Origin of the sequence: Pseudobacillus sp. 179-B 2D1 NHS (assembly GCF_045370945.1) — a bacterium.
Taxonomy (GTDB): Bacteria; Bacillota; Bacilli; order Bacillales; family Domibacillaceae; genus Pseudobacillus.
In genome coordinates this window covers 17,563-40,229 of record NZ_JBIQDP010000017.1, presented here as the reverse complement: position 1 = coordinate 40,229, position 22,667 = coordinate 17,563, and the positions used below count along the sequence as shown (strand labels likewise).

31 protein-coding genes are annotated in these 22,667 nt (G+C 34.7%); 21 read left to right on the top strand and 10 right to left on the bottom strand.

Translation table 11 applies throughout. The features are described 5' to 3' along the window. Positions 1-2 precede the first annotated feature (2 nt). The 3 genes from ACH0BF_RS16530 to ACH0BF_RS16520 are packed head-to-tail and all read left to right on the top strand — an operon-like array spanning position 3 to position 1,867. Positions 3-179, top strand: coding sequence for a hypothetical protein (locus ACH0BF_RS16530; RefSeq protein WP_406909745.1), 177 nt, complete (start codon positions 3-5; stop codon positions 177-179). After that, positions 176-982 carry a DUF975 family protein gene (locus tag ACH0BF_RS16525; RefSeq protein ID WP_406909744.1) on the top strand — a complete coding sequence of 269 codons (807 nt, stop codon included), beginning with the start codon at positions 176-178 and terminating at the stop codon, positions 980-982. The genes ACH0BF_RS16530 and ACH0BF_RS16525 overlap by 4 nt, the downstream gene beginning before the upstream one ends. A 57-nt stretch (positions 983-1,039) precedes the next feature. Further along, positions 1,040-1,867 (top strand): nuclease-related domain-containing protein, encoded by an 828-nt coding sequence (locus tag ACH0BF_RS16520; protein WP_406909743.1) that lies wholly within the window; start codon positions 1,040-1,042, stop codon positions 1,865-1,867. Positions 1,868-1,957: 90 nt separating this feature from the next. On the opposite strand, the gene ACH0BF_RS16515 is transcribed toward ACH0BF_RS16520, so the two are convergent. Further along, positions 1,958-2,590: a hypothetical protein gene (locus ACH0BF_RS16515; RefSeq protein WP_406909742.1), complete on the bottom strand. Its 633-nt coding sequence runs from the start codon at positions 2,588-2,590 to the stop codon at positions 1,958-1,960. 381 nt (positions 2,591-2,971) lie between these two features. On the opposite strand from ACH0BF_RS16515, the gene ACH0BF_RS16510 reads away from it, so the two are divergent. The 4 genes from ACH0BF_RS16510 to ACH0BF_RS16495 all read left to right on the top strand — a co-directional run bounded on the left by ACH0BF_RS16510 (position 2,972) and on the right by ACH0BF_RS16495 (position 4,858). Beyond that, entirely contained in the window at positions 2,972-3,316 is a 345-nt protein-coding gene (locus ACH0BF_RS16510) for a DUF4257 domain-containing protein (RefSeq protein WP_406909741.1), read from the top strand. Between the two features lie 85 nt (positions 3,317-3,401). After that, complete coding sequence (locus ACH0BF_RS16505) at positions 3,402-3,560, top strand: hypothetical protein (protein WP_406909740.1); 159 nt, start codon at positions 3,402-3,404, stop codon at positions 3,558-3,560. A 76-nt stretch (positions 3,561-3,636) separates the two neighbouring features. Then, on the top strand, positions 3,637-4,683 hold the full coding sequence (locus tag ACH0BF_RS16500) for a GAF domain-containing protein (RefSeq protein ID WP_406909739.1): 1,047 nt from the start codon (positions 3,637-3,639) through the stop codon (positions 4,681-4,683). Next, complete coding sequence (locus ACH0BF_RS16495; RefSeq protein WP_406909738.1) at positions 4,670-4,858, top strand: hypothetical protein; 189 nt, start codon at positions 4,670-4,672, stop codon at positions 4,856-4,858. Before ACH0BF_RS16500 ends, ACH0BF_RS16495 begins: the two co-directional genes overlap by 14 nt. Before the next feature lie 193 nt (positions 4,859-5,051). On the opposite strand, the gene ACH0BF_RS16490 is transcribed toward ACH0BF_RS16495, so the two are convergent. The 5 genes from ACH0BF_RS16490 to ACH0BF_RS16470 all read right to left on the bottom strand — a co-directional run bounded on the left by ACH0BF_RS16490 (position 5,052) and on the right by ACH0BF_RS16470 (position 8,405). Next, positions 5,052-5,447, bottom strand: coding sequence for a hypothetical protein (locus tag ACH0BF_RS16490; RefSeq protein WP_406909737.1), 396 nt, complete (start codon positions 5,445-5,447; stop codon positions 5,052-5,054). Between the two features lie 388 nt (positions 5,448-5,835). Then, a complete protein-coding gene (htpX, locus tag ACH0BF_RS16485; protein WP_406909825.1) occupies positions 5,836-6,723 on the bottom strand; it encodes a protease HtpX in 888 nt (295 codons plus the stop codon). Then, positions 6,720-6,887 (bottom strand): hypothetical protein, encoded by a 168-nt coding sequence (locus ACH0BF_RS16480; protein WP_406909736.1) that lies wholly within the window; start codon positions 6,885-6,887, stop codon positions 6,720-6,722. Before ACH0BF_RS16480 ends, htpX begins: the two co-directional genes overlap by 4 nt. A gap of 43 nt (positions 6,888-6,930) precedes the next feature. Then, positions 6,931-7,809, bottom strand: coding sequence for a DUF1002 domain-containing protein (locus tag ACH0BF_RS16475; protein ID WP_406909735.1), 879 nt, complete (start codon positions 7,807-7,809; stop codon positions 6,931-6,933). Positions 7,810-7,844: 35 nt separating this feature from the next. Next, a complete protein-coding gene (locus ACH0BF_RS16470; RefSeq protein WP_406909734.1) occupies positions 7,845-8,405 on the bottom strand; it encodes a hypothetical protein in 561 nt (186 codons plus the stop codon). Between the two features lie 198 nt (positions 8,406-8,603). Here ACH0BF_RS16470 and ACH0BF_RS16465 point away from each other — a divergent pair, with 198 nt between their 5' ends. Continuing rightward, a complete protein-coding gene (locus tag ACH0BF_RS16465) occupies positions 8,604-8,885 on the top strand; it encodes a hypothetical protein (protein WP_406909733.1) in 282 nt (93 codons plus the stop codon). Between the two features lie 188 nt (positions 8,886-9,073). On the opposite strand, the gene ACH0BF_RS16460 is transcribed toward ACH0BF_RS16465, so the two are convergent. Together ACH0BF_RS16460 and ACH0BF_RS16455 are read right to left on the bottom strand one after the other, a co-directional pair. Next, a complete protein-coding gene (locus ACH0BF_RS16460) occupies positions 9,074-10,048 on the bottom strand; it encodes a helix-turn-helix domain-containing protein (protein ID WP_406909824.1) in 975 nt (324 codons plus the stop codon). 36 nt (positions 10,049-10,084) lie between these two features. After that, complete coding sequence (locus ACH0BF_RS16455) at positions 10,085-10,417, bottom strand: hypothetical protein (RefSeq protein WP_406909732.1); 333 nt, start codon at positions 10,415-10,417, stop codon at positions 10,085-10,087. 376 nt (positions 10,418-10,793) lie between these two features. Here ACH0BF_RS16455 and ACH0BF_RS16450 point away from each other — a divergent pair, with 376 nt between their 5' ends. The 12 genes from ACH0BF_RS16450 (at position 10,794) to ACH0BF_RS16400 (ending at position 19,635) form a co-directional block, all read left to right on the top strand. After that, positions 10,794-11,930: a tyrosine-type recombinase/integrase gene (locus tag ACH0BF_RS16450; RefSeq protein WP_406909731.1), complete on the top strand. Its 1,137-nt coding sequence runs from the start codon at positions 10,794-10,796 to the stop codon at positions 11,928-11,930. A 133-nt stretch (positions 11,931-12,063) separates the two neighbouring features. Beyond that, positions 12,064-12,234: a DUF8096 family protein gene (locus tag ACH0BF_RS25110; protein ID WP_483879964.1), complete on the top strand. Its 171-nt coding sequence runs from the start codon at positions 12,064-12,066 to the stop codon at positions 12,232-12,234. Between the two features lie 37 nt (positions 12,235-12,271). Then, a complete protein-coding gene (locus ACH0BF_RS16445) occupies positions 12,272-12,745 on the top strand; it encodes a DUF6843 domain-containing protein (RefSeq protein ID WP_406909729.1) in 474 nt (157 codons plus the stop codon). Positions 12,746-13,360: 615 nt separating this feature from the next. Continuing rightward, entirely contained in the window at positions 13,361-13,732 is a 372-nt protein-coding gene (locus ACH0BF_RS16440; protein WP_406909728.1) for a hypothetical protein, read from the top strand. Positions 13,733-13,766: 34 nt separating this feature from the next. Next, a complete protein-coding gene (locus ACH0BF_RS16435) occupies positions 13,767-14,051 on the top strand; it encodes a hypothetical protein (protein WP_406909727.1) in 285 nt (94 codons plus the stop codon). 127 nt (positions 14,052-14,178) lie between these two features. Further along, positions 14,179-15,396: a sensor histidine kinase gene (locus tag ACH0BF_RS16430; protein WP_406909726.1), complete on the top strand. Its 1,218-nt coding sequence runs from the start codon at positions 14,179-14,181 to the stop codon at positions 15,394-15,396. Between the two features lie 6 nt (positions 15,397-15,402). Then, the gene (locus ACH0BF_RS16425) at positions 15,403-16,074 is read left to right on the top strand and encodes a response regulator (protein WP_406909725.1); all 672 of its coding nucleotides are present in this window, start codon (positions 15,403-15,405) and stop codon (positions 16,072-16,074) included. Positions 16,075-16,106: 32 nt separating this feature from the next. Further along, complete coding sequence (locus ACH0BF_RS16420) at positions 16,107-16,448, top strand: hypothetical protein (RefSeq protein ID WP_406909724.1); 342 nt, start codon at positions 16,107-16,109, stop codon at positions 16,446-16,448. Then, a complete protein-coding gene (locus ACH0BF_RS16415) occupies positions 16,429-17,406 on the top strand; it encodes a helix-turn-helix domain-containing protein (RefSeq protein ID WP_406909723.1) in 978 nt (325 codons plus the stop codon). Before ACH0BF_RS16420 ends, ACH0BF_RS16415 begins: the two co-directional genes overlap by 20 nt. Before the next feature lie 342 nt (positions 17,407-17,748). Next, positions 17,749-18,408, top strand: coding sequence for an HD-GYP domain-containing protein (locus ACH0BF_RS16410; RefSeq protein WP_406909722.1), 660 nt, complete (start codon positions 17,749-17,751; stop codon positions 18,406-18,408). 53 nt (positions 18,409-18,461) lie between these two features. Further along, a complete protein-coding gene (locus ACH0BF_RS16405; RefSeq protein WP_406909721.1) occupies positions 18,462-18,887 on the top strand; it encodes a hypothetical protein in 426 nt (141 codons plus the stop codon). A gap of 61 nt (positions 18,888-18,948) precedes the next feature. Continuing rightward, positions 18,949-19,635: a hypothetical protein gene (locus tag ACH0BF_RS16400; RefSeq protein ID WP_406909720.1), complete on the top strand. Its 687-nt coding sequence runs from the start codon at positions 18,949-18,951 to the stop codon at positions 19,633-19,635. Between the two features lie 104 nt (positions 19,636-19,739). On the opposite strand, the gene ACH0BF_RS16395 is transcribed toward ACH0BF_RS16400, so the two are convergent. Together ACH0BF_RS16395 and ACH0BF_RS16390 are read right to left on the bottom strand one after the other, a co-directional pair. Then, positions 19,740-21,014 (bottom strand): Y-family DNA polymerase, encoded by a 1,275-nt coding sequence (locus ACH0BF_RS16395; protein ID WP_406909719.1) that lies wholly within the window; start codon positions 21,012-21,014, stop codon positions 19,740-19,742. Continuing rightward, positions 21,004-21,342, bottom strand: a complete 339-nt coding sequence (locus ACH0BF_RS16390) for a YolD-like family protein (RefSeq protein WP_406909718.1) — start codon at positions 21,340-21,342, stop codon at positions 21,004-21,006. The genes ACH0BF_RS16395 and ACH0BF_RS16390 overlap by 11 nt, the downstream gene beginning before the upstream one ends. A 576-nt stretch (positions 21,343-21,918) precedes the next feature. On the opposite strand from ACH0BF_RS16390, the gene ACH0BF_RS16385 reads away from it, so the two are divergent. Then, positions 21,919-22,656, top strand: coding sequence for a thermonuclease family protein (locus tag ACH0BF_RS16385; RefSeq protein WP_406909717.1), 738 nt, complete (start codon positions 21,919-21,921; stop codon positions 22,654-22,656). Positions 22,657-22,667 lie beyond the last annotated feature (11 nt).

Here is a 22,667-nt window from a genome sequence, read left to right as displayed (position 1 = left end):
AAATGAAATTATTGGATCAACAACCGTCTTGGAACCACATGTTATTTCATCCGTTAGCTTTATCTCAAGGCATCATTCCCGAAAAGAGAAAAGAGGATAAAAATAGTAAAGTAAAGGAAGACAACCGATCCTTTAAATCTTATCTAGAGGCAGCTCAAAAGAGAGGAAACAGCCTTTGAATACACTGGGATATAAAGTTCGGGGGAGCGCTAAATTATCATATGGGCAGTTGCGTGAAGAAGCACGGGGAATACTAAAGGGAAAATGGTTGAAATCAGCACTTTTTACTTTGCCGTATCTCGTGATATTACAAATGCCACAGTTATTCTCACCTTCATTAGAGTTAAGTGCATTAATGGATGAAGGGCAAGATATTCTTACACAATTAGGTGAAGTATTGGAAGGAAGTCTTCTTTACATACTTAGTACTTTATTGTTGCTACCGCTTACGGCTGGTTTTATGTGGGCGTGGATAGATTTATCACGTGGAGATTCGATTGGAATTCGTAAGATGTTTAAACCTTATCAATCAGCATTTGTGAAGTCTATTCTTACTTTTGGGTTACAAACCTTGTTTACTTTCTTCTGGTCCATACTATTGTTTATCCCGGGGATTATTAAGTCTTTTTCTTATATGATGTCTGTCTATATTCTGAGGGATAGACCTGAGTTATCGCCATTAGAGGCTATTACCGAGTCCAGAAGGCTGATGAACGGACATAAAAAGGATGCTTTTTTATTGGGATTGACATTCTTTGGCTGGTTTTTACTAATTGTATCACCACTACTACTTCTCTTAGTTCCTTCTATCGGTCAATTTGTTTATATGCACCTTTATGCAGGCGAATGGTGGGTATTCTTGATTTTTGCTGTAACTGCAGCTGTTATGTATTTCGCATTTTTGTTTCTCATGTCTTATGTCAATGTCACCTTTTCACTTTTATATAATCAATTGGTAAATACAGAAAATAAAACTACATAAAGCAAATAAGAGGAGGGTTTTGATAACCTCCTCTTGTTAGTTTAATGGGAGGGTTGAATGAATATGGCGATTATTTTAAAGGAACGAGATGAAGAACAATTATATGAAGGCAGAACTGATACTTTTGTGAAACAAGCAGGTGACCTGGGAGAAGATATTATTTGTTCAATTTTAGAAAAGAATTTATCAGACAATTACTTATTAATTAATGACTTATTTGTACGAACAAAAGAGTTTGATATGACACAGCTTGATCATGCATTAATTCATGAGTCATTTATCTTATGCATTGAAACCAAACATTACAGTGGGGAAGCAAAAGCCTTAGATAGTAATACATGGGAATTAAATGGACGAAATAAAAATTACACCCTTAATAGTCCTCAACTCCAGTCACTTACTCATGCTATGCACTTATCCTCCTTTTTGAACGAATACAATATAAATCTTCCTATTTATGCCGCTGTTGTATTAGTTAGTGATAATCGGTGCACGTTTAATCAAACTTCTGATACTTATTTTCGTGAGAAATGCCCAGTTATATATGGCAAGGAGTTAATCCCATTCATTCGGTGTATTGAAGATAAGTGTAAACAAGTTAACCAAAAACAGGATACTAAAAAAGTAGCAGACTTAATTTTATCTGAACATGAGGGAATTAAGGGGTCAACGCTTTATCAATGCAAAAAAGCGGCATTGAATGAAAATGATCAGGAGGCGCTATTTCTACTTGGAAAAATGTTTATACAAGGGTTTTTTCAATATGGAGACGAAGCGGCGGTTAGAGTTAAAAAAGATGAAAAGGCAGGAAGGATGTACTTGCGCAAAGCGATGAATTTAGGCTATCAGCCAGCACGTGATTTTTACAGAGAGATTAACCAATAAGAGTTCAATAGAACGCACGTAAAGATAAGCCCCCTTTAGATAATTAGCTCTAAGGGGGGCTTAAATATGATAATAAAAATATTTCACAAATTATATTCCTACAAATTGAAGAAGAAATTCGTATTTTTGCTGATACCGTACTAATTGAGACAATAATTGCTCATTCTCTTTTTTATATGATTGGATTTCGAGCGTTTTTTCATATTCATTTTCTTGTAGCAACTGATACTGGACTATAACTTCATTTAATTTCTGTTGTAGTTCTAAGTTTGTATATTCCAGATCACTCTTTTCTTTTTGAAGTGTCTGCAATTCTTGTTCTCTTTTCTCTTTGTAATGCAAGAAGGAATTATTTTTATCATTCAGAATCGAGAATACTGCCTCTCTATTTTCTTTAGTATACGACATTCCCTCTAGATGAGGATTAGCATGGTTTGATGTTCCGCGGTCAAATAAAGCAGCGAGTGCCATTTCTTGCTCAATGGTGCTTTTAACATCCATGTTTGCAGGTGCTTTATTATAATTAATTAGTTGATTCCAACGGGTGTGGATATCGCGTATCGAACGGGAGAAAATATCTGCAGCTAAAGCAATGCCTGCCTTTTCTTTTCCTTCTTGTATATGAGCATTCATAATATCAATCAATAGATCATCATCTTCTGAAGTCCAAACTTTTGAAGAGAGTGTGTGTGGGTATAGTTCTTTATGTATGTGTATGTGCATTTGAAAATCCTCCTGCTAGGAACAATTTAGTTTTATTTATGATCATATGTAATTATGAGTAGAATGACTGAATGCGCAAGAGGAAATTTTATAAATTTTAGCTTTGGGTATTTTATCAGTAAAAGCACGACCAATTGTGAATGAACTAACTTTACATAGCATTAAAACTGCTGTTATTTTTTGTATTATTTATATACTAATAACCATGTAAGTGATATAATTACAAGTGTTATCAATTTTCTTTTTTATCTTCCTGACTTTTAACCCTTAGTAAACAATAAACGGCCTCTCGGGCTATTGATCACCAGTACCTTTTTTACAGTACTGTTCTATCAATTAACCTGAGATGCCGTTTTTTTGTGTTCAAGGGAATCACAAAAAATGGAGGTTGGGAAAATCATGTTTAACAATTTATTAATGATACAAATAGTAATGTACGTGGGAATTTTCTTTGCAGGAGGAGTAGGTGGAGTTTCAGCTGGTATTTTTACGAATAACAAGACACTGAAATTTCCTCAAAGAGTAAAGCAAGGAATACAATTAGGATTTATCGCCGATTTTGTGATAGGTGGTATGGCGGGATTAGCTATGAATCATTTTTCAAAAGGCGCTAATCCTGTAGATGCAATTAATATACAGACTATTTTGGCGGCCATTCCAGCAGGCATCAGTGGGTCAACAATTTTTGATAAGCTGTTGGGCTATAAGAACCGGAATAAAAAATGAGGTTTGTACCTAAATAGGGCACGGATAAATAGGGTATACGATTTTAAACGTATAGATTAAACAGGTGGAAGAAGGAGACAAAATCATGAAACAATTCATCAAAATTATTTATCAGGAAAAAGAAAAGAAAAACAGTCATACGACTGAAAGTGATAATAAAAACAGAGGGAGCGGAGCAATCAATCGTGTGCAACGCTCTTTTTTTGCTTTAATACAGCTGCATGTTCATCTAAAATTATTGTAATGAATAAGTAGTCAGAAATTTTTTTCTAATACAAATAAAAATTAAATACTATTAGACAAAGCAAGGGGAGAAAACAATGGAAAATGAGTTAAAGCAACAAGATGAAGGGGTAGTAGAAATAAATCAAGAAGATAAATATGAAAAACCGCTAGGATGGTTTATGAAGTCCTTGTGTTATGGAGTAGCATTAGGATTAGTATTAGCTATTTTATATGGTTTCTCTGGTATTTTTGCAGATATTTTAACAAATATATTTAAACATGAAGTTAGTAGGATGAAAGTGATCACTGGATTATCAATCATTTTTTTTATATTTAAATTAACCATAAACTTAGGTAACCATTGGAGGTCAGCTCCACAAAATGAGATAGGTACTGCTGTAACCAATTTTCCCAATCCTTTTTATGATCCAAGTTATAAAGAGGGGCCTATAATGCTTCAACGCCAATATAAAGATTTACACACTGAATATAAAACCAATAAAGCACTGTTAAAGCAAAGCCAGAAAATCAATTTGGAATTGCAGGAGATTTTGGAGCAGTTTTACTCGAAAGTACGAGTTTTATTAAGACACAATGAAAACTCAAACCGCTTATTAAAATCACTTAATTATCTTTACTCACAATCTGAAGAGAATGGATATATTAAACGTTTGTTAAGAGCAACGCTTAATGAGTGTATTACTATCTTAGAGAAAGACCAGAGTGATAAATCCATCTCTTTATTTAAAGTCCAAGGAGAAGACTTAAAAATTATTGAGTCAGTCAGAATTAATGCTGAGTCAGTCGATAAAAGAGTATTTAAAAAAGGCGAGGGGTTTGCAGGATATGTTTGGGAGAATGAAAAGTCTGAAATAGTTAATGTTATTGAGGAAGATGATGAACGTTTTGACGATCAAGGAGTAGCTGCCACTCCTATAGGATCAATAATGGGAATTCCATTAACAGTAGATGAACAAATTATAGGGGTACTTTGTTTGCAATCTGAGACTATAGAAGGGTTTAGTGAAGCAGATCTCCGTACTGTAGAATTCTATGCTCGCTTATGTACCTTTTTAATATTACATGATAAAATTATTAATAAAGAATCTGTGTGGGGAGGGAATCAAGATGACAGGTCTTAAAGGAAATTTGAAAAGAACAGGTTATCAAGACATTGACCAAATCTTTGCTGAAACAGAGCGTGTTTTAAGTAAAGGGCAACAATTACAACAAGATATTGAAAAGGCATACAAATTTAAGCCTGTGTATCCTGGTTTCAAGAGAAAAAAGCCAAGATATAGATTATTAAGCCAATAAAACGTTAGTATTTTTTAATTTCACAATTCATTAGTTGTAATCGATTACTGAATACTATAAGGTTATATAATATTACAACACCGTCATTTTTCTTCTTAGACGGTGTTGTTTGTTTTTATTTATCAATATTGTCTTTCAAATGGATCATGTGTTAGTTAAGCTATATGTGTTGAGAGATAATAAAATCGTTTAATTAACGTATTGTAACTTTACCATGTGTTTTATAGTCAATAATTTGGATACCAGCGAGAAAATTTGCACACTCTTCCAAACTTATCTCTATTGTCTCACCGTTTGGATAACAAAATACAATTTCTCCAACTTCTCGATATGGTTGACCTATATCATCATCATCGTAAAACAGAACATGTTTCTTGGTTAGTTCGTGGTCTACTGGAACTGTGAGGCCTGTGTCAAAATTAGTTTGCATAACGCTTCCTCCGGCAACATTTCCTCCTATTGTAGTTACAAGGTGAGCATAGGCGTTCTCATATTGAAATGTATAAAGCAGTGTATGCGATTGCTCAAAATTCATTGTTTCTTCCGGTTGATAATATTCCATTCTCTTTTCTAAGATTGTTTGGTTCATTTTTATATCCCTTCATCCTTATTATTTAAGTCGTATTCTGTCTTAAAATTCTATTTTTCATAAAACTTATTTCTCAACAGTTGTAAGTAAATAATGCAGGAAAGCGGCATTACTGATTCTAAATTAAACATCTTTATCATCAATGGACACTATAATCATTTGTTAAAGGGGCCCATATGTTGCTTCTGTTGTTTCATAAACTTCCACAATGTCACTCCTGAAGCTGTTAAAATCATGGCGAAGATGTAATAAACATAATTGTTTAATTGCAGAATATGAGAAAGACCTTTCGAAAAAAGAGAGTTAATCCAGTATGGTGATAATTGGTTTAGAAATAAACTAATATTTTCCACTTCATGCTCCTTTACTAATTATGAAATAATAATTTTTACGCTTCAAGCATAGTAATTCTCTTTTCAAGTGGGGGGTGGGTAGAAAGCCAATTGATCCATCGGCGCCGACTGCTGATCTGCATTGAACGCATTGCACTATCTGAAAAACGAGCACATTCTGTTTGATCTCCTAGAAGTAAGCGGAGCGCATGAATCATTTTTTCTTTTCCAACTAACTCTGATGCTGTTCTGTCTGCTGCAAATTCACGATGACGGGAATGTGCAAAAACTATCAAACTTCCGAAGAATGTAAATAACATTTCAAAGAGGAAGCTTAGTAGAAGGTATACCCAGTTTGAAAATTCTTCTCTAATTAAGGGAGTGAGGATTTTTGCTATCAAACGCGAAAAAAATACTGCGAATGTATTCACTACACCTTGTATTAGTGTTTGAGTTACCATATCACCATTCTTGATATGAGCCACTTCGTGAGCTAACACTGCTTCAATCGCCGCGGTATCCATTTTTGCAAATAATCCAGAAGAAACGGCAATAAGTGACCGCTTTTTGGTTGGACCTGTTGCAAAAGCATTAATTTCTCTTGATGGATATATCCCTACCTCTGGCATATGTTTTAATCCAGCTTTCAAGCAAAGCTCAAAGACAGTGTCCTGAAGCCATATTTCCGCACCAGTACGAGTGCCTCTAGGATCAATGACACGTACATTCATCCATGATTTAGCGATTTTACGTGACATAGCCAGTGAGACGAAAGCGCCGGTGAATCCTACTACAAGAGAGAAAAGAGCAGTTCCCCCTAATGAGGATTGTCCAAGTTCCGGAAAGAATGTACTCAGTACTGCCTGGAGAATCGTAAAAACAATTGTCATGGTTGCCATAATGACAATATTCGTCGCAAGGAATAGACCAATTCTTCGCATTATGTTTCATCCTTTGATCGTTCTTCTAATTTCTCAATCATCATATTTTTAATTTTTTCACTTTCCATTAGCTGTTCATCCACCTTTACTTTTAAATCATCTGTGTGCTCTAGATAGACTTTAAATTCTGTTTTTAGAGCATTAATTTTATCTTTCATAGAATCCACGAGTTTATCCTCCTGTTGTATATAACAAAGCGGCTCTACTGTTTTATTTATTAAATAAAGAGGTTACCAGTTTCCAGAAGGATTGTAGGGATTCTTTTGCAGAATTGATAAAAGAATTGGCTTCATCTGATTGTATGATGTCTCCTACTTTTTCTCCTGATGCCATGACTTGAGAAATAACAGAACCCCAGTCAATATCTAATTTCTCCATCTTCAAAAACAAGTCTACAAGAGATGAAACGATCGGATCAGGAAGCGAGATTCCCATTGCTTCTGATGTAAGACGGATAATCTTCTCCATTTCATCCTCTGATTCAGGTTTTTGCTTTGCTACTTCTTCTTTAAGGCGTTTCATTAACTCCTGGGCTTTATCAGGGCCAAGAGTATCAGCGAGTTGAGCGGTAGTTACCATCTCTTCATTGGCGATCTGCTTTTTTTCTTCCGGTATACTCGTATTTGTACTTGTCTCGTATGCCTTCATCACTCCTGTTAGAGCAGCCGTCCCAGAAACATCATAGGGAGCAGTAACATAAACGTCCACATCTTTCACTCCAGCAGTTGCAAGTGCATTTTCAAACATGCTTTCTGTTACCCAAGTTACATGATGAGCTTTCACCATTACTCCACTTCCTGGAGAAATATTAGTTATACGAGTAGAGGAGAGTGATTTTGAACCGATCTGTGCTTTAGGTATATAACTGTCTAGGTAATGATGTTCCTCTTCGTTGGAAATGGTCAGAATTTGTGTTTCTTTTTCTATACTCATTTCCTCTAATATTTGTTTCCTTTCTTTTTGAGACAGATCTTCACCGATTGTTACAATGGTGTCACCCACTTTTGAATCAGCATGAGCCACAGTGCATGTTAAAAGAATGCCGCTTAAGCAAGCACTAATAGTGGCTGATTTAACAAATTTATTCATGTTTTCTCCTTTTTATAGACATATTAAGCTTTGAATTATAATTTCCTATCATAAATAATAGGAGTCGCAAGCCCGTCGTCAGATACATGGACATCATATGTTACATCTTCTGATATTTTTCTCGCTGCATTTAGAGAGGACGGTACGGCTATTGCTGTGGCGTGTTGGTCTCTTAATTTCTTTTGTAAGGATAGGAACTGTTTGGCTTCATAGCTTAAAAACAGACGAAGATGTTGTGTGATCTGCTTTTTAAAACGCATACGAATTTTCTCTTTTTCAAATCCATACATTAATGGTTGGGTTAGATCAAGTTGGAATACCATATTTGGGTTGAAGTGCCCTTTATGGAATTTCCTAATTTCATCAAGGCGATCAATGCGCAGAACAAAAGCTGGCTTTCTTATAAGTTTGAGCATTGGATCATGCATTTCATATAGAACCACTTGCTTCACTACACAAACCTCTCTGATATATTCTTCAAACTGTTGATCCATGTAAGAGATCTGAATGTTGATCTGAAAGGGATTAGCAGCAGCTAGAGTACGTTCCTCAATTTGAATGTCGTATAACTTCCCTGATAGGTCTGAGGAAGACATAACAATTACACTCCTTTCTAAAAACTATTTTCATAATGGTTTAAACACTATTGTTTTGGTGAGTAATGAATCCTCCTTTCTTATTAATAATTGTGAGGGGTTTTGCTTTGATTCGAAGGGGAATTGTTAAGAATTTGCTCTTAAAATATTAACCAATAAAGATCATGATTTAATTAAGAATGGAGGTAGCTGAGGAAGATGAGTGAAGCAATAATGTTAGGTATTGAGATTTTAGTCTATGTACTTTTGGCGGTTACAAGTTTATATTTATTAAAAGACTCCAAATCTGTTATAACAAAGCTAGGAGTATCTGCAATGCTTATTTCCGTTTTTGTTACGGGACTCTGGCCAATTGAATCAAAAAATGAACTGCTTTGGATTGGAGGGATTTTTGGGTCTCTGTTACTCTTAGGAATTATTCTAACGATTACTTCTCTTTTTATTGTTAGCGAGGAAAACGAAGACTTAAAAAAGAAATAATTTAATCGAAACTAAGTGGAAACTAGGTAAAACGGATCTCTAATCTTCCCAAGTTAAAGTTTTTAGCGGCTATTGTTTTTCGATTTATTTAATAGTCTTAGCTGGAATTATCTAATATCATTGGATAAAAAAATAAGTCAGGAACCTTCGCTTATCTTACTCAGATACTAGGTTCCTGACTTATTAAATTAAATGCTATGTGAGTGTATGGATCTATATTTTTCTTCAATGATCTCCCGAGCAATATCTTGCATGCTTGTTCCTTTTTCATTAGATAGTTGTTTTATCCACTGTTTTATCTCTCTTGATAACCGGATAGATAATGTATCTTGCTCCGACTCAATAGCTAATATTCCTTGCTTGTAATAGGATTTTCCTTCTTCTAACCTTGATGAAATAAACTCTGCTAATTCTTCAGAGGCATTATAAAACACATGATCTTTCATTAATATAATCATTCGATCTTGCAGAATGTCCATATACATATTCACCACAAAAGCATCTTGATACAATAAGTCTATAAACTGATAGGTGAGAGAATAACGGAGAGGAAGGTTGATTTTTGCATAACCAGGTGTTCCAATTCTCTTTCCGAATTCAACCGGGTAAACTGGTGACAACTGATACTGATAAATACCCTCATTGTATGATAGCTCTTTTCCCGTTTGCGGAATAATAAAGTGCCACTCTCCTAATCCTTTTCGAAAAAGTCTTGCTTCTGGAAGAGAAGGTGATGAAAAAAGTTGATAAACAGCTTCTTTCCTTTTTCTATTATAAAATTGTCGTTGTTTCAACCGGTCCTCACGTATCCGCTTCTCGTAAATCTCAGAAAACTCCTTTAGATCATTTTCTTTTATAAAAGTTACTGTGCGTCCGCGAGATTGATGTTTAATATAAGGGAGTAAGCCTTCATTTAAATAACTTTGAATGGTTGTTCGATTGGTTTCTAATGTTTTTGCTGCCTCGCTTAAAGTATATCCAGGCTTTTCATCAGGCATATTTGCAATAAAGGCATCTATATGTGCTTTTTCAAAAAGCAAACCATGATGGCCGCCCCAAATATCCTCAACTGGTTTTAGCTTTCCTTCTTGTACGTATTTATGTACAGTCACGGTAGAACGATTAATCCGTTCCGCTACTTCTTTAGTGGTATAGTAATTCATATTGTTCAAGACAGAATGCTCCTTTCTTTGGTTACATCAGCTATATTTTCTATAAATTTCATCAATCGTATCATTAATTGCATGGGCTAAAAATGGATCATCATATTTCCCTGCTTTTTTCAAAGCATTGATAATATTTTCCAATCTCGTAGGAGGATATGTTGTTTGGGCGCTGCCCATCGGAGCTCGGAATTCAAATCCATCAGCTAAGGTTACTTTCCAATTATAGTCAATAATCTTCTCAGGTATTAAGGGGGCATTTTTTTGTACAAGCGTTAAACTGAACGAATGACCTTCATTTTTTACTTCCACACCACAACTGAATTGCTCCTCTAGTTCAACGAATTTTGAATCTTGAAACATCGCCATATACCATTTCTCCATTCTCTATATTATTTTTAGATAGGTTGTCCGAAACGTTTTTTGATATTAACTAATAGACAAGGAATTAATGAACGTTATATATTATTATTTAGCTATTTTATGAAACAATTAGATAATCATTAACTACTTTAATTATACATATTTTTGATATTTAAACAAATATAACTAGTGAAACAAATGAAGGATTTTTTTCACTAAGATTTGATTTTTAAAAAAGAAAAATGATTATAAATTAGTTATACTTAATAAATAGTTAAATAAAACAATTAAATTTTAATATATTATCTTAATTAAAAAGAAAACAATTAATTGACTATTAAATAAAATTTACATAGATACATATGTGAGAGGAGAAAGATAAATGGCTAATTCTTTACTTGCAAGAATGAGTGAGAGTTTATTTCCTGAAAATCGTGAAGGAACTGTTCAGAATTTAATCCATCGAATGGATCGTGCAGAAAAAGAAAGAAGAGATGCTTTTTATTATTTTGATGATCGAGATGTAATTCATTATTTTTTGTACCGGAATACAAATTTAAATGAAGCAGCGCAGCGTTCGGAAAGAACCATTCATGAGTATGAGTTAGAATTGGAACAGACAGTTAAAAATATTCTACAATTTGCGGCCGATATCGGAATTGACATAGATGAGGTGGTAGAGGGATCGTTGTTTAAAAGTTTACAGCCCCGTCATATTCGCAGGTATCAAACGTGGATGGCTGAGAGCAGTCCTTATGTGAAGAAGAACGGATCCTATTCACCAGCTACATTATCGCGTAAAACTGTAATTCTAAAAAGCTTTTTTAAGTTTTTGTATGAGAAGCGCTATATTGCTGAACCACTACATAATAGCTTGTTATCAGCGACTGTTCGAAAAGATGATCGCCCAAATCGAGACTTAGGTCCAAGCGAAGTAATCCAACTTCTAGATTATTTCGAACAAAGCGGTAATCCTATCGTTTTTAGTTTAATCCATGTCCTGGTTGGTACCGGGCTCAGAAATGAAGAATTATGCCATCTTAAAGTATCTGATGTTCTATTTGATCCCATATTGGGAGGGTATTATTTACGAGTGATAGGAAAGGGAAACAAAGAGAGAGAAATACCACTAAAAGGGAAAGTCATGGACAGCATTATTCGCTATCGAAAGGCACGCTTTCTTCCAGCGCAATTTCCATATCAAAGTAACGAGCCGCTCTTTCCAAACAGTAAACAAAAAGCTTTTCGACCTTCTTATTTTTCAACCTTTTTGAGTAATGCTATAGAAAAAGTACCTATCCACTCTATTCAAGCGAGAGAGAAACGGATTACTCCACATGTGTTCAGGCACAGCTTCGCTATTATCAGCTATTTAAACGGAGTGGATGTGTATGATATTATGCGGGCACTAGGCCATGAACAAATCGAAACAACAATGATCTACTTGCAAAAAATCATGAACAGGGAGCAACACGCTGTTTTAAAGTGGAAAGAGGATTCCCTAGGGAAATATATATAATAGAAGAAACTCGGTTTTTTTGCTAAGTTTGTTCGTTATAACTTCTGATAGTCAAAGAATCTTCAGGAACCAAAGAAGTTAATTATCCAACTAGATAAAACAAATTTACACATAAGAGGGAGGGTTACCTACTATGGACAAGGAAAATGAATACAATAATGATACCGTTTATGACTATAAGTATTTTCCGGATGTTATTCCAGGTCGATGCGATCGGTGCGGACAAGCAAAATTCAAAAGCTCGGTGAAAAATGGGCTTTTTTTGAGAAAATGCCGAAATTGCGGCTTGAAAAAAAGTATATAGAATTTCTACCTTTACACCAAAGAAAGGAGAAATCTTTATGAAGAATAAATGGTTTTTGCTCGGTATTGTTCTTTTTATAGTTATTGGAGGGCTTGTGTATATATTTATAACTAAGGATAAACGCTATTCAGTTTCTTACGAGCTACCTTTGGGATTTAAAGGGTGTGCAGCTATTGTATACGATGTAAAAAGTGCACCAGCGTTAGAGATAAAAGACAAAAGTATTACCTATAGGTTTAATAATGAAGGAGTTCTGTACACATCTTCTCCGTCTGATTTTGCCTGGGAAGGAGAGGGAAGTTCTGATTTTCATGAGACCTCTTATGTTTATGTAGATGAAAAAGGAAAACAAGTAAGTGAACTCTCAACTGAAGACATAATAGGTCATAACAAAGGGTCTTATGAAAATGACAAATTTCAAGTTGAATCTTTCGGAGTCAAAATTGAGGATAATGAAGCTGTTTGTCTAGGTAAGATAGATAGGTCAACAAATAATATTAATAAAGAGTAGTTAAAGGTTGTCAAAAAAATTCTATTTAAGGGTGATTAAGATATGCACAAATCATATCTTAGTCACCCTTTGTACTTTCATTACTTTATTGATAAATGGGCTCAAATGCAAAAACTTCAACCCCTTTGAAACTCTACTTTTATCTCTTCTATTCCTGATCCACTCTCCTTCCTCTCTTTTTAGTCTTATATTCAACGCTTTTAAACATCATAATTATCTCTAAAGCGCTCTTTTAGGAAAATAGATACATTTGCATTTAACCATGTTTTTACCCGCTTTAGATCGATTTTTAAAGAAAATTATTTGTAATGCTTTTAAATAACTTTCAAATTGTGTCCTCATGAATATATATTCTGCGGCTAAATTGATACGTTGTATACTTATCTATTTATATATTTTAATATATAAATATTTTTTTGATATTAGAATATATAAAAAATAAACCAATATTTGATAATTTATGAAAAATTAGTTATAATGTAATGGATAAATAGTCGCAATTCCTTTCATTATATAGTATGGAATTAATGTATTGGTCCTAATCAATCTGTATGAAGAGGCTCGCTTCATTAATATCGAAAAGCAGTTAATTAAAAATGAACGGAGTTGATACTATTGGATGAAAAAACAAATACCGTAAACGAATCATGGGATTTATTTAGTGCTTTTTCTATACAAGAAAACATGGAAAATGAAAAACTAATTAAAGTGGATATTGAAGCGATTGATCCTGTTATTAGATCAGAAATGAAGAAACGCTCCTGTTTAGTGGAGGTAAATGACCTTGTTGTAGTTCTAGATGCGACAGATTATTCAGTGGAATCAGCTGCCTATTGCTCACGATTTATTAAAAAAAAGGGTATGGTAACTGAAATTAAAGAGGTGCTTTATCCGTCTGATGAGGAGCATAGGTACAATGTATTTGTTAAATTTGAGACGCTTGATGAGGTAGGTATCTTTTATGATACTGAACTAGGCGTAATTTAACTAGTATTTACACAATTGAAAGGAGACAGCCAACATGATGATAGGAAAATGTGTAGATCAAGAGTTAGCCGGCTCCTTTCCGGAGTTTGTTTATCTGTTCCCTAATGGCTCAGATTATTTTTATGTTTCTCAGTTTCCCAATAAATATTCACACACCGGTTGTTTTGAAGCACGAAAATTTCACGTTATAAAGGAGTCAATTCTTCTGAAAGAATCGAAACACTTTTCAAATATTGATCCACTGGCTTCTTGTGATGAACAGGTTAAGCAGATTGATAAAAGTAAAGTGAAAAAAATGATGACCTCTATGAACAGATAACCTGGTTGTAACTATTTTGTCTTTTTCTATAAGTAAATAATGGTCTTAAGTGTTACGTTGGAATGCTAACTTTTATTACGGCAGATATGGAAAGAATATATCTTTCTAAAATCAAGGAGACGATAGTATGGTCAACTCTTTAAGAACAGCACATTCTGCAAATAGAAAGGAAAGTCTGAAGGATATGGTAAGTAACGAGTCTCAATTTTTAAACTCGATACTTGAAGAAATGGTTGAAAACGTTACTAAAAGTAAAGGTCAAGTTTTTCGTATAGTAGATCAGTCGAGAAATGAAAATGAACGCCTTACAACTGAACTAGAAAAGTTAAAGCTTGATATTCAACAATCTTTCGAGGAGCAAAAAGTATTAGAGTCCAAATCCAGGTTAGCAAGAAAAAAACTAGCCGAAGTTAACCAAGATTTTAAAAACTCATCCCCTGAACTTGTTAAGAGTACATATGAGTATGCTCACCAAATACATGTCAATTTATTAATTCATGAAGAAAAAGAAAAACAAATGATTAACCGAAGAAATGATATAGAACGACGGTTAAGAGAATTGAAAGCAACCATAGAACATGCTGAGTTACTCATTTCTCGGGTATCGGTCATTCTGAGTTTCTTATCTGAAGATATGAAAGAATTTGGTGCAGCTCTAGAACACGCGCAGACAAAACAAGTATTTGCTTTGCAAATTATGAAGGCACAAGAGGAAGAAAGAAAAAAACTATCTCGTGAAATTCATGATGGGCCGGCTCAAATGTTAGCCAATGTACTAATTCGATCTGAGTTGATAGAAAGGCTTTGGACTGAGAAGGGTGTTGAGTATGCATTTGAAGAAATTCGACACATGAAGAAAACTGTCCGTTCTACCTTATCAGAGGTACGACAAATTATTTATAATTTACGCCCAATGGCTCTTGATGATCTAGGGCTATTTCCAACACTAAAAAAGTACTTAAAAACAACAAATGATTATATTAAGGAAAGCGGAAAGGGCACGTCTATTGAGTTTATCAATCTAGGAATGGAGAAAAGGCTGCCAGGAGAAATAGAAGTGGCTTTATTTCGATTGGTACAAGAGAGTGTGCAAAACGCGATTAAACATGCTAGCGCTAGTCTGATTCAAGTTAAGGTTGAAATGAAGACAGATAGAATTATTTGTCTAATAAAAGATGATGGTACAGGATTTAATGTCCAAGAGAAAAGTGTAGACAGTTTTGGAATCATGGGGATGCAAGAGAGGACTGATCTATTAAATGGAAAGATTACAATTCAATCTAAAATTAAACAAGGTACAACTGTTTTAATTTCAGTACCTTTAGAAGAGTATAAAGAAAGGTGACAAAAAATGACAAGCAGCATTATTCTAATTGATGATCATCAACTATTTAGAGAAGGCATACGCCGTATTATTGAGTTTGAAGATAACTTTGAAATTTTAGCAGAAGGTAATAATGGAGTGGAAGCATTGACTCTCTATCAAGAGCATCGTCCTGATATTATTCTATTAGATATAAACATGCCTATCTTAAATGGAGTAGAAGCCACCAAAGAAATCATGAAAAGGGATCCTAACGCAAAAATAGCGATTCTTTCTTTTCATGATGATGAAAGTTACGTTACCCATGTACTTCAAGCAGGAGCAGTTGGCTATATGTTAAAAGACATGGGGGCAGCTGATCTAATAAGGGCTTTAAATATCATTCTAGATGGTGGATCTTTCTTACATCCAAGAATAACAAAAAACGTTCTTGAAGATTATCGTCGAATATCAATACACAAAACTGGTTTTAGACAAAAAGAGGTAGCAAGACCATTTCATCTTTTAACCCCGCGTGAATGTGACATATTGCAGCTATTAGCTGACGGCAAAAGTAATCGTGCAATAGGAGAGCATCTTGATATAAGTGATAAAACGGTTAAAAATCATGTAAGTAGTGTCCTGCAAAAAATGAATGTAAACGACCGAACACAAGCTGTAGTAAGCGCTATCAAAAAGGGATGGGTGGAAGTACGATAAGGTTCTATACTTACATAAAGGGGAAAGAAAAAATGAACAAAGAATTGAAAAACAAAGAGAACTTCACACATGAAAAGAGTAGATTTTATAAATTATCAAAAGTAGAAAGAGACTGGATTTATAATCTGCTTAGAGAGAGGTATCTACATGAATTAAAGGAACCGAGTATAGTCTTACCTCAAAAAGTAAGAGACTCTATCTTAGAAGTAATATATAAAAAGGTTATAAGAAGAGGGTTACCTATCTCTTATCATGAATTGAAAATCTTTTATTGTTCCGAAATTCCATCTTTTATAAGAGAGTATAGGCAGCTTAATAGAACTAATTCCCCTTTCACTGGAGGAGAGGTACCACATGTCAGTTTACCAACCTAAGGGCTATACAATTGAAGAAGCAGCTACTATTTTAAATAAATCAAAATCCACTATTTATAAATACATAAAAGAAGGAAAGCTTACACTTCTTACTTACTGGGAAAAACGAGGAATGCGATTGCTTTCTAAAAAAGATGTTGAAAATTTAGCTAAAGAACAAAAAGATGAAAAACTGGGCTGGACCACAGCAGAGACAGCTCAGTTTCTTGGTCTTTCCCGCTCGACCATTCAGCACTTTATTCACGAAGGGCAATTGCCAGCTATAAAGGGGAAAATGCAAGGGAAAGATGCCTATTACATTAAGGAAGAGGATGTTCGTATATTTGGCAAAAAGCATGAAAGATATATACGAAGGGAATACATCAAAAGGCGTCCTTTCTATGATCGAGAGCATAATATCGCTTTGTATCAAAGATTTTCATCTCCTTCAATTAATGAAGCCAGATTAATTTGGGATAAAAAGAAGAAGTGGCAATTTATGATTCTCCCTACTCGTGAGATATTGTCATTTCATGAAGGGATTTATAGACATCTTTTAACTCCAGACTACGCTCTAACTTACGGTGAACAAATTGGTCATCCTGGCTTGGCTACAGCGACCCTTCCACTTGATCATCCGCTTACTTTTCAATGGATAGATATAATTTATCAGCAAAGTGATCTTGCTAACATTTATTTTGAATTTGACGCAGTATCTCCAACAATGCTTACCATAAAGTTAAAAAATACAGTATTTGAGAACGTATCCCTGCAACTCAGTAGTTTTTTAAAAGAGAGAATAGAAGAAGGGAGAATAGAAGTCACAGGTAAACAGGTGTTAATTGAATCCGGTATGGATCTCATGACCATACAACTGCCTTCTAAGTTAAAGGAGAAAATTCGACAAAAAGCAGAGAAAGAGAAGACTAATATGCAAAAAGTAGTGTTGAATATATTGGATGAACATTTAATTGATTAATCATACTATCGGTAAATATAAATAGACGATTTACGTTTGTGTCTTTTTTGTGACAGCATTCAATTAGAGATAAATCAAAATAAAAATTGGCCCTTGCGGAATCAGCAAATCGCCACATAATTCCTGTTGAAGAGATAAGCGCAAAATAAGAGCAAACTCTTACTATTTAAAGTCTTCTGGGATTAAAAACAATATTATTCTTACATACACGTTTCCACCCCTTTAATTATTCTCAGAATCAGGTGTTGAAACAAAGATTCCCTAGATAACAGACTTGATTATAGAAATCCTGAAGTAAGAGGGTTCTCTTGTGAAAACACAGAGAAGGGGTCGAGTAACTCGATGATTAACTTGTATATTCAAAGCATTATGGATGAAACCAAGAAGTGCAAAGAACGATTTACCCTTTATCAAGAATTGCATCGTAGAAAAGATATATTTCACCATTCTGTGAATGTAATGATGTTTAGTTTAATGATTGGAAAAAGGCTAAAGCTAAACCATCAACAGATGATGAATTTAGGTGCAGCTGCTTTATTTCATGATGTTGGAAAGCTAGATATTGAAGATTGTATTCTTTACAAACCTGGAAGATTAAGCGACGATGAATACAGAATTATCAAAATGCATAGCGAGCTTGGCTATAATCGCTTAATGGCATTAAAAGATGAAAAGAAAAATATATTAAGTACTGTTGCTCTGCAACACCATGAACGGAATGATGGAAGCGGCTACCCTCAAGCATTAAAAACAAATAAAATTCACCCCTTATCGAAAATCGTTGCTATTGTAGATGTGTATGATGCATTAACCGAAGAAAGAGTTTATAGAAAACGTTCGTTTACATCTGAAGAAGCAATGTCTATTTTGAGAAAAGGAAGCGGTATCCAATTTGAGTCAGATTACTTAGCAGCGTTTTCTCAAGCTCTTCGTAGCAATATAGTGAAAACAAATCCTTATGGAGCATTGTTGGAAGCTGTAAGAAAGAGGCGGGCCATATAAGATTTTTAAAACATTCATCATGATAAAAGAAATCAAAGGATGGTGGAGGGATTATGCCATGTGTTCAACTAGATGAAATTAAACTGCTAGACGACCTATCTTCTTTAGCAGATAAAAATCGATTTTTATCATGGGTAAGGGAACAAGAAATTGAGAAGAAGGTAAGTGAAACTTGTTCATGGACTTGTCTATTAAAAGGACGACATTTTGCGGAACGCGATAATGACATTATGCCTTATTCGGACCACCTTAGTATTTATGAACGTTTAGACGGTTCTAGGGTTTTAGTGTCCCAGCCTTATCAAGATACAAAGACAATTGCCCTTTCCACAGAATTAACGAATTGGCTTAGGGAAAGGGGCTTGATATTGACATTATTAACTGCAGACCAATCTTGGCATATGCCAGGGAGCACTATTCTATTTCAAGTAGAAATCGATGATATTAATACTTATGTAAATTACTTCTATAATAAATAAAGACCTATTAAACAGATTGCTCTAGAGATCAAATTTATGATATCCGAAGGTGGAAGTAAAAGTGAACATTCATTTCATTGAAGAACCTCTACTCATGTGTGCTCTTGTTGGAAAAAGGGTTTATATGAGTCCAAAAGAAAAGGAAATTTGGAATTTTTATAAGGAACATAGGTATGACTTTGATATTAAGGGCTATCAAGAAGGAGCTGAACCAAGAAGTTTGGGGCGTCACCTTTTTACCGCTCTTACTTACGATGCTTTAGAGTGTATTAAGAGAACGCAGGAACATGGGGAAATGGAAGAGAAACGCCGACTCTTTCAGCCTATATATGACTCTTTTAAGGAACAATTTCCCGAGGAGTATGAGCGTGCATTAAATGAATTGCGTTTTATTGTATCTGAAACGCAACAAGAAATAAAAAAAGCCGGAGAAAATACAATCCCCTTGTGGCGCCAACTGTCAAAGAATGAGAAAAATCAAGGGGTGTATGCTGGAATGAATCCAGTGACCTTGGATACGAATATCCTTTCTTCCTTTTCTTACCGGGATAACATCAATGAAAAATATAGTAATCAAACTCACTGGTCAGACTTAACACTTAAGAGAAAGATTTCAACGGAATTTATACTCATACACTCCAAATATGTTACCTTAGCGCCATTAGGTGCTGATGAGAGTGAGGTAATTATTTATAATCCAACCCAAATAATAAGACTCAGCTCTAATGAAGGCTCAATCCTGGAATAAACGTAAAGAATCGTAATCTTCTATGTCAATAAAATAACAGGCTGGCACGTACTTTATGTGTGCCGGCCTGTTATCAGTATACGATTAATTTTCTTTTCTTCTTCTTAGCCTTTATGTCCTCCAATTGTATTAGCTCTTTTTAAGAATGTTCCTGCTGGTAGCAGGCTGTGCGCCCAAAAGATTGAACTTTTCCCAAAACGGAACCTAATTTCGTCCATTGCTTCATCAAGTGCATGTTTTTTCTCCAATTCTTCATTAGTACTAAATAAATCTATTTGTTCGTACAAGGCAGGTTCCAATTTGCCGCATACCACAAAAATTTGTCGGACTGGCTGTCCTCTCCAATGCTTCTTAAACAGTTTTTCAAATTGAGTATTTAGGTCTTTTGTGCAATTTGTATGTCGAGGCAGCTGCATTTGATGTTTAAATCCTCTCTCTTCAATGTCCCTAGAATAACTAATAGCAAGAGCAATTTTCCCTGCTGATACACGGTGCGAACGAAGTCTCATAGCTACTTCATCGACCATTTCATGAATCACAATCAAAATCTCTCGCTCATTATAATAATCACGCATTAAAATTTGGCTCTTGGAATAGGATTTTGACTTTGTTTCTACCTTTTCCGATAAGATCGTATAGTCTACACCCCATGAATGATAAAACATTTGTAAACCCAATACTCCAAATTTTTCTTTCAGCTTATATTTATCAGCATGGGCAAGATCATACACAGAATTAATACCCATGCTTTGTAATCTAGTTATGTATCCGCTTGAAATACCCCACATATCTTTTAAATTAGGGATCTTCCATACAGTGTCTTTGATATTATCGTATGACCAGTATGCTAAGCCGTTAGCGGCATTTTTAGCCTGATTATCGAGTGCTAGCTTCGAAAGAAGAGGATTATCTCCAATTCCGATAGTGACAATAAGCTTTAACTCTTTAAAAATGGTTCTCTGTATCTTATGAGCAATTTCAAATTTATCACCAAATAATTTCTCAGATGCAGTAACATCAATCAATGCTTCATCAATCGAATAGACGTGTAAGTCGTCGTCAGAAACAAATCGCTTATATATATTCATAATCATATTGTTAACCTTTAAGTATAACTTCATTGAAGGCTCTACTATGATTAAGCGTGGATCATTCGGGATTGAATAAGCTCTGGAGCCAGTATTTATACCAAATTCCCTTTTTACCAGAGGAGATGAGGCTAACACTACCGCACCAGGCCGTTGTTTATTTGCAACAACAACGATATATGCATCAAGTGGATGGATTTTACGCCTTACCGCCTCAACACTCGCAAAAAAAGATTTTACATCTACACAAAGTATAGACCTTTTAGGAAGAGTACTGTAATCAATGTCCATTCCTTTCACCATCATTGGAAGCCAAATCTATGGAGACAATATCAGCAATAGGAATTTTACCGGTACCAGAAAGGTGTAAGTAATTTTTGTCAACCAAGGATTCAACTATACCTATCACATTAAAATAGGGGCGGCCGAAGGTATTTAACCTGACAGTAATGGGTACTTTTAAATGAAAAGATTCTTCTACAATCCGATTAAACTGCTCTTTTTCTTGCTCATCAATATAATGGGCTTCCTTAAGAATATCCTTTTTTTGCAACTCCTCAGAATGCTCGGATAACAAGAGCCCTCTCCATTTCATCATTTTGCGGTCATTATATAACATCTAAAACGCCTCCTAGAACACCAGTTCTTTTTATTGTAATTATACGAACTTATGTTCCGATACGCAAATGATTTTTGAGCATTAAGAGGTTTGTCGAAAAGTTTAGCTTGCCATTTATGTCCCAGCTGCGCACCTTTCTTGCCACTTTTAAACTTTTTCTACTGTCTCCATTTAAATTTGAGTTGGTTTCGTTTTCTGCATATTGTTAATCAAATGTAGGTTTGAAATAAGGGAGTACTGCTTATAAAAAAGTCGTGTGCTTCACGTAAATAGAAACAATAGTGTAAATATCCATTCTCCTTCCACAAGAGATTTTTTAATTTTATATATCAACAATTTTCTTTAACAAGGCTTTATGATAAGCTGTATATATTGGAGTATTTTTTTCTTTTTTCTTTTTAATTTTTTTATCAAAAATCAAACATACGCCCTTTGGGTTGTGAAGACAATGTATTTTCAATGCATTGTTTTACCAATCCAAAGGGCTTTTTTGTGTTTTGCACAGGAAGGAGAGATAGACGAGCTATTTAGAGAGGACTGAGACTATTAATTATTAAAAACAATGGAGGAGAAAACATGAAGAATTTTTTAAAGCAAAAAATGTGGAAAAAGAAGAGACGGATAACAAAAAAGAAATCTATATTTACGAGCCTTTGTATCATCATTTTATTAATGATTGGGAGCGGTTGCTATCCAGTTAAGAATAATCTAAAAGAGGACCGATCCAGCCCTCCTGACCGCCTTTTTGCTAGCATACAGACTATATCGGATGGCGACACAGTAACGGTTAGAGCTGAATCAAATTATGTCCATCCCGAAGAAAATCTCTCTATTAAGAAGGGAAGTCTATTAAAGGTTCGCCTACTTTTATTAGATACACCGGAGTCTGTTGGTCCAAATGCAGGAATGCCTTTTGGTAAAGAAGCAAGTGATTTTGCTAAGAGAACACTCAGCAATAAAACTGTGGAACTTGAATTTGATGAAGGAGAAAAGAAAGATCACTATGGTCGATATTTGGCTTATCTGTATGTGGATGGGAAGAGTTTTCAAGAAATGGTCTTACGTGAAGGTATGGGCATTGTCCGCTATGTCCAGGAGCCAAACACTAGATACTTACAAGAGTTTTTAAACGCTGAAAAAGAAGCAAGTGAACAAAACAAAGGGGTTTGGTCCTTACCGGATTATGCCGTCTCCCAAGTGGGATATAACGAAGTTACCGGGAACGGCCTGTCAAACTCATTTAAAGAAGATATATCCAAAGATAACATAATGGATTTTTTTAAGGAAGCTGCAATTGATTGGCTTAAAAATTAATCATTACTACT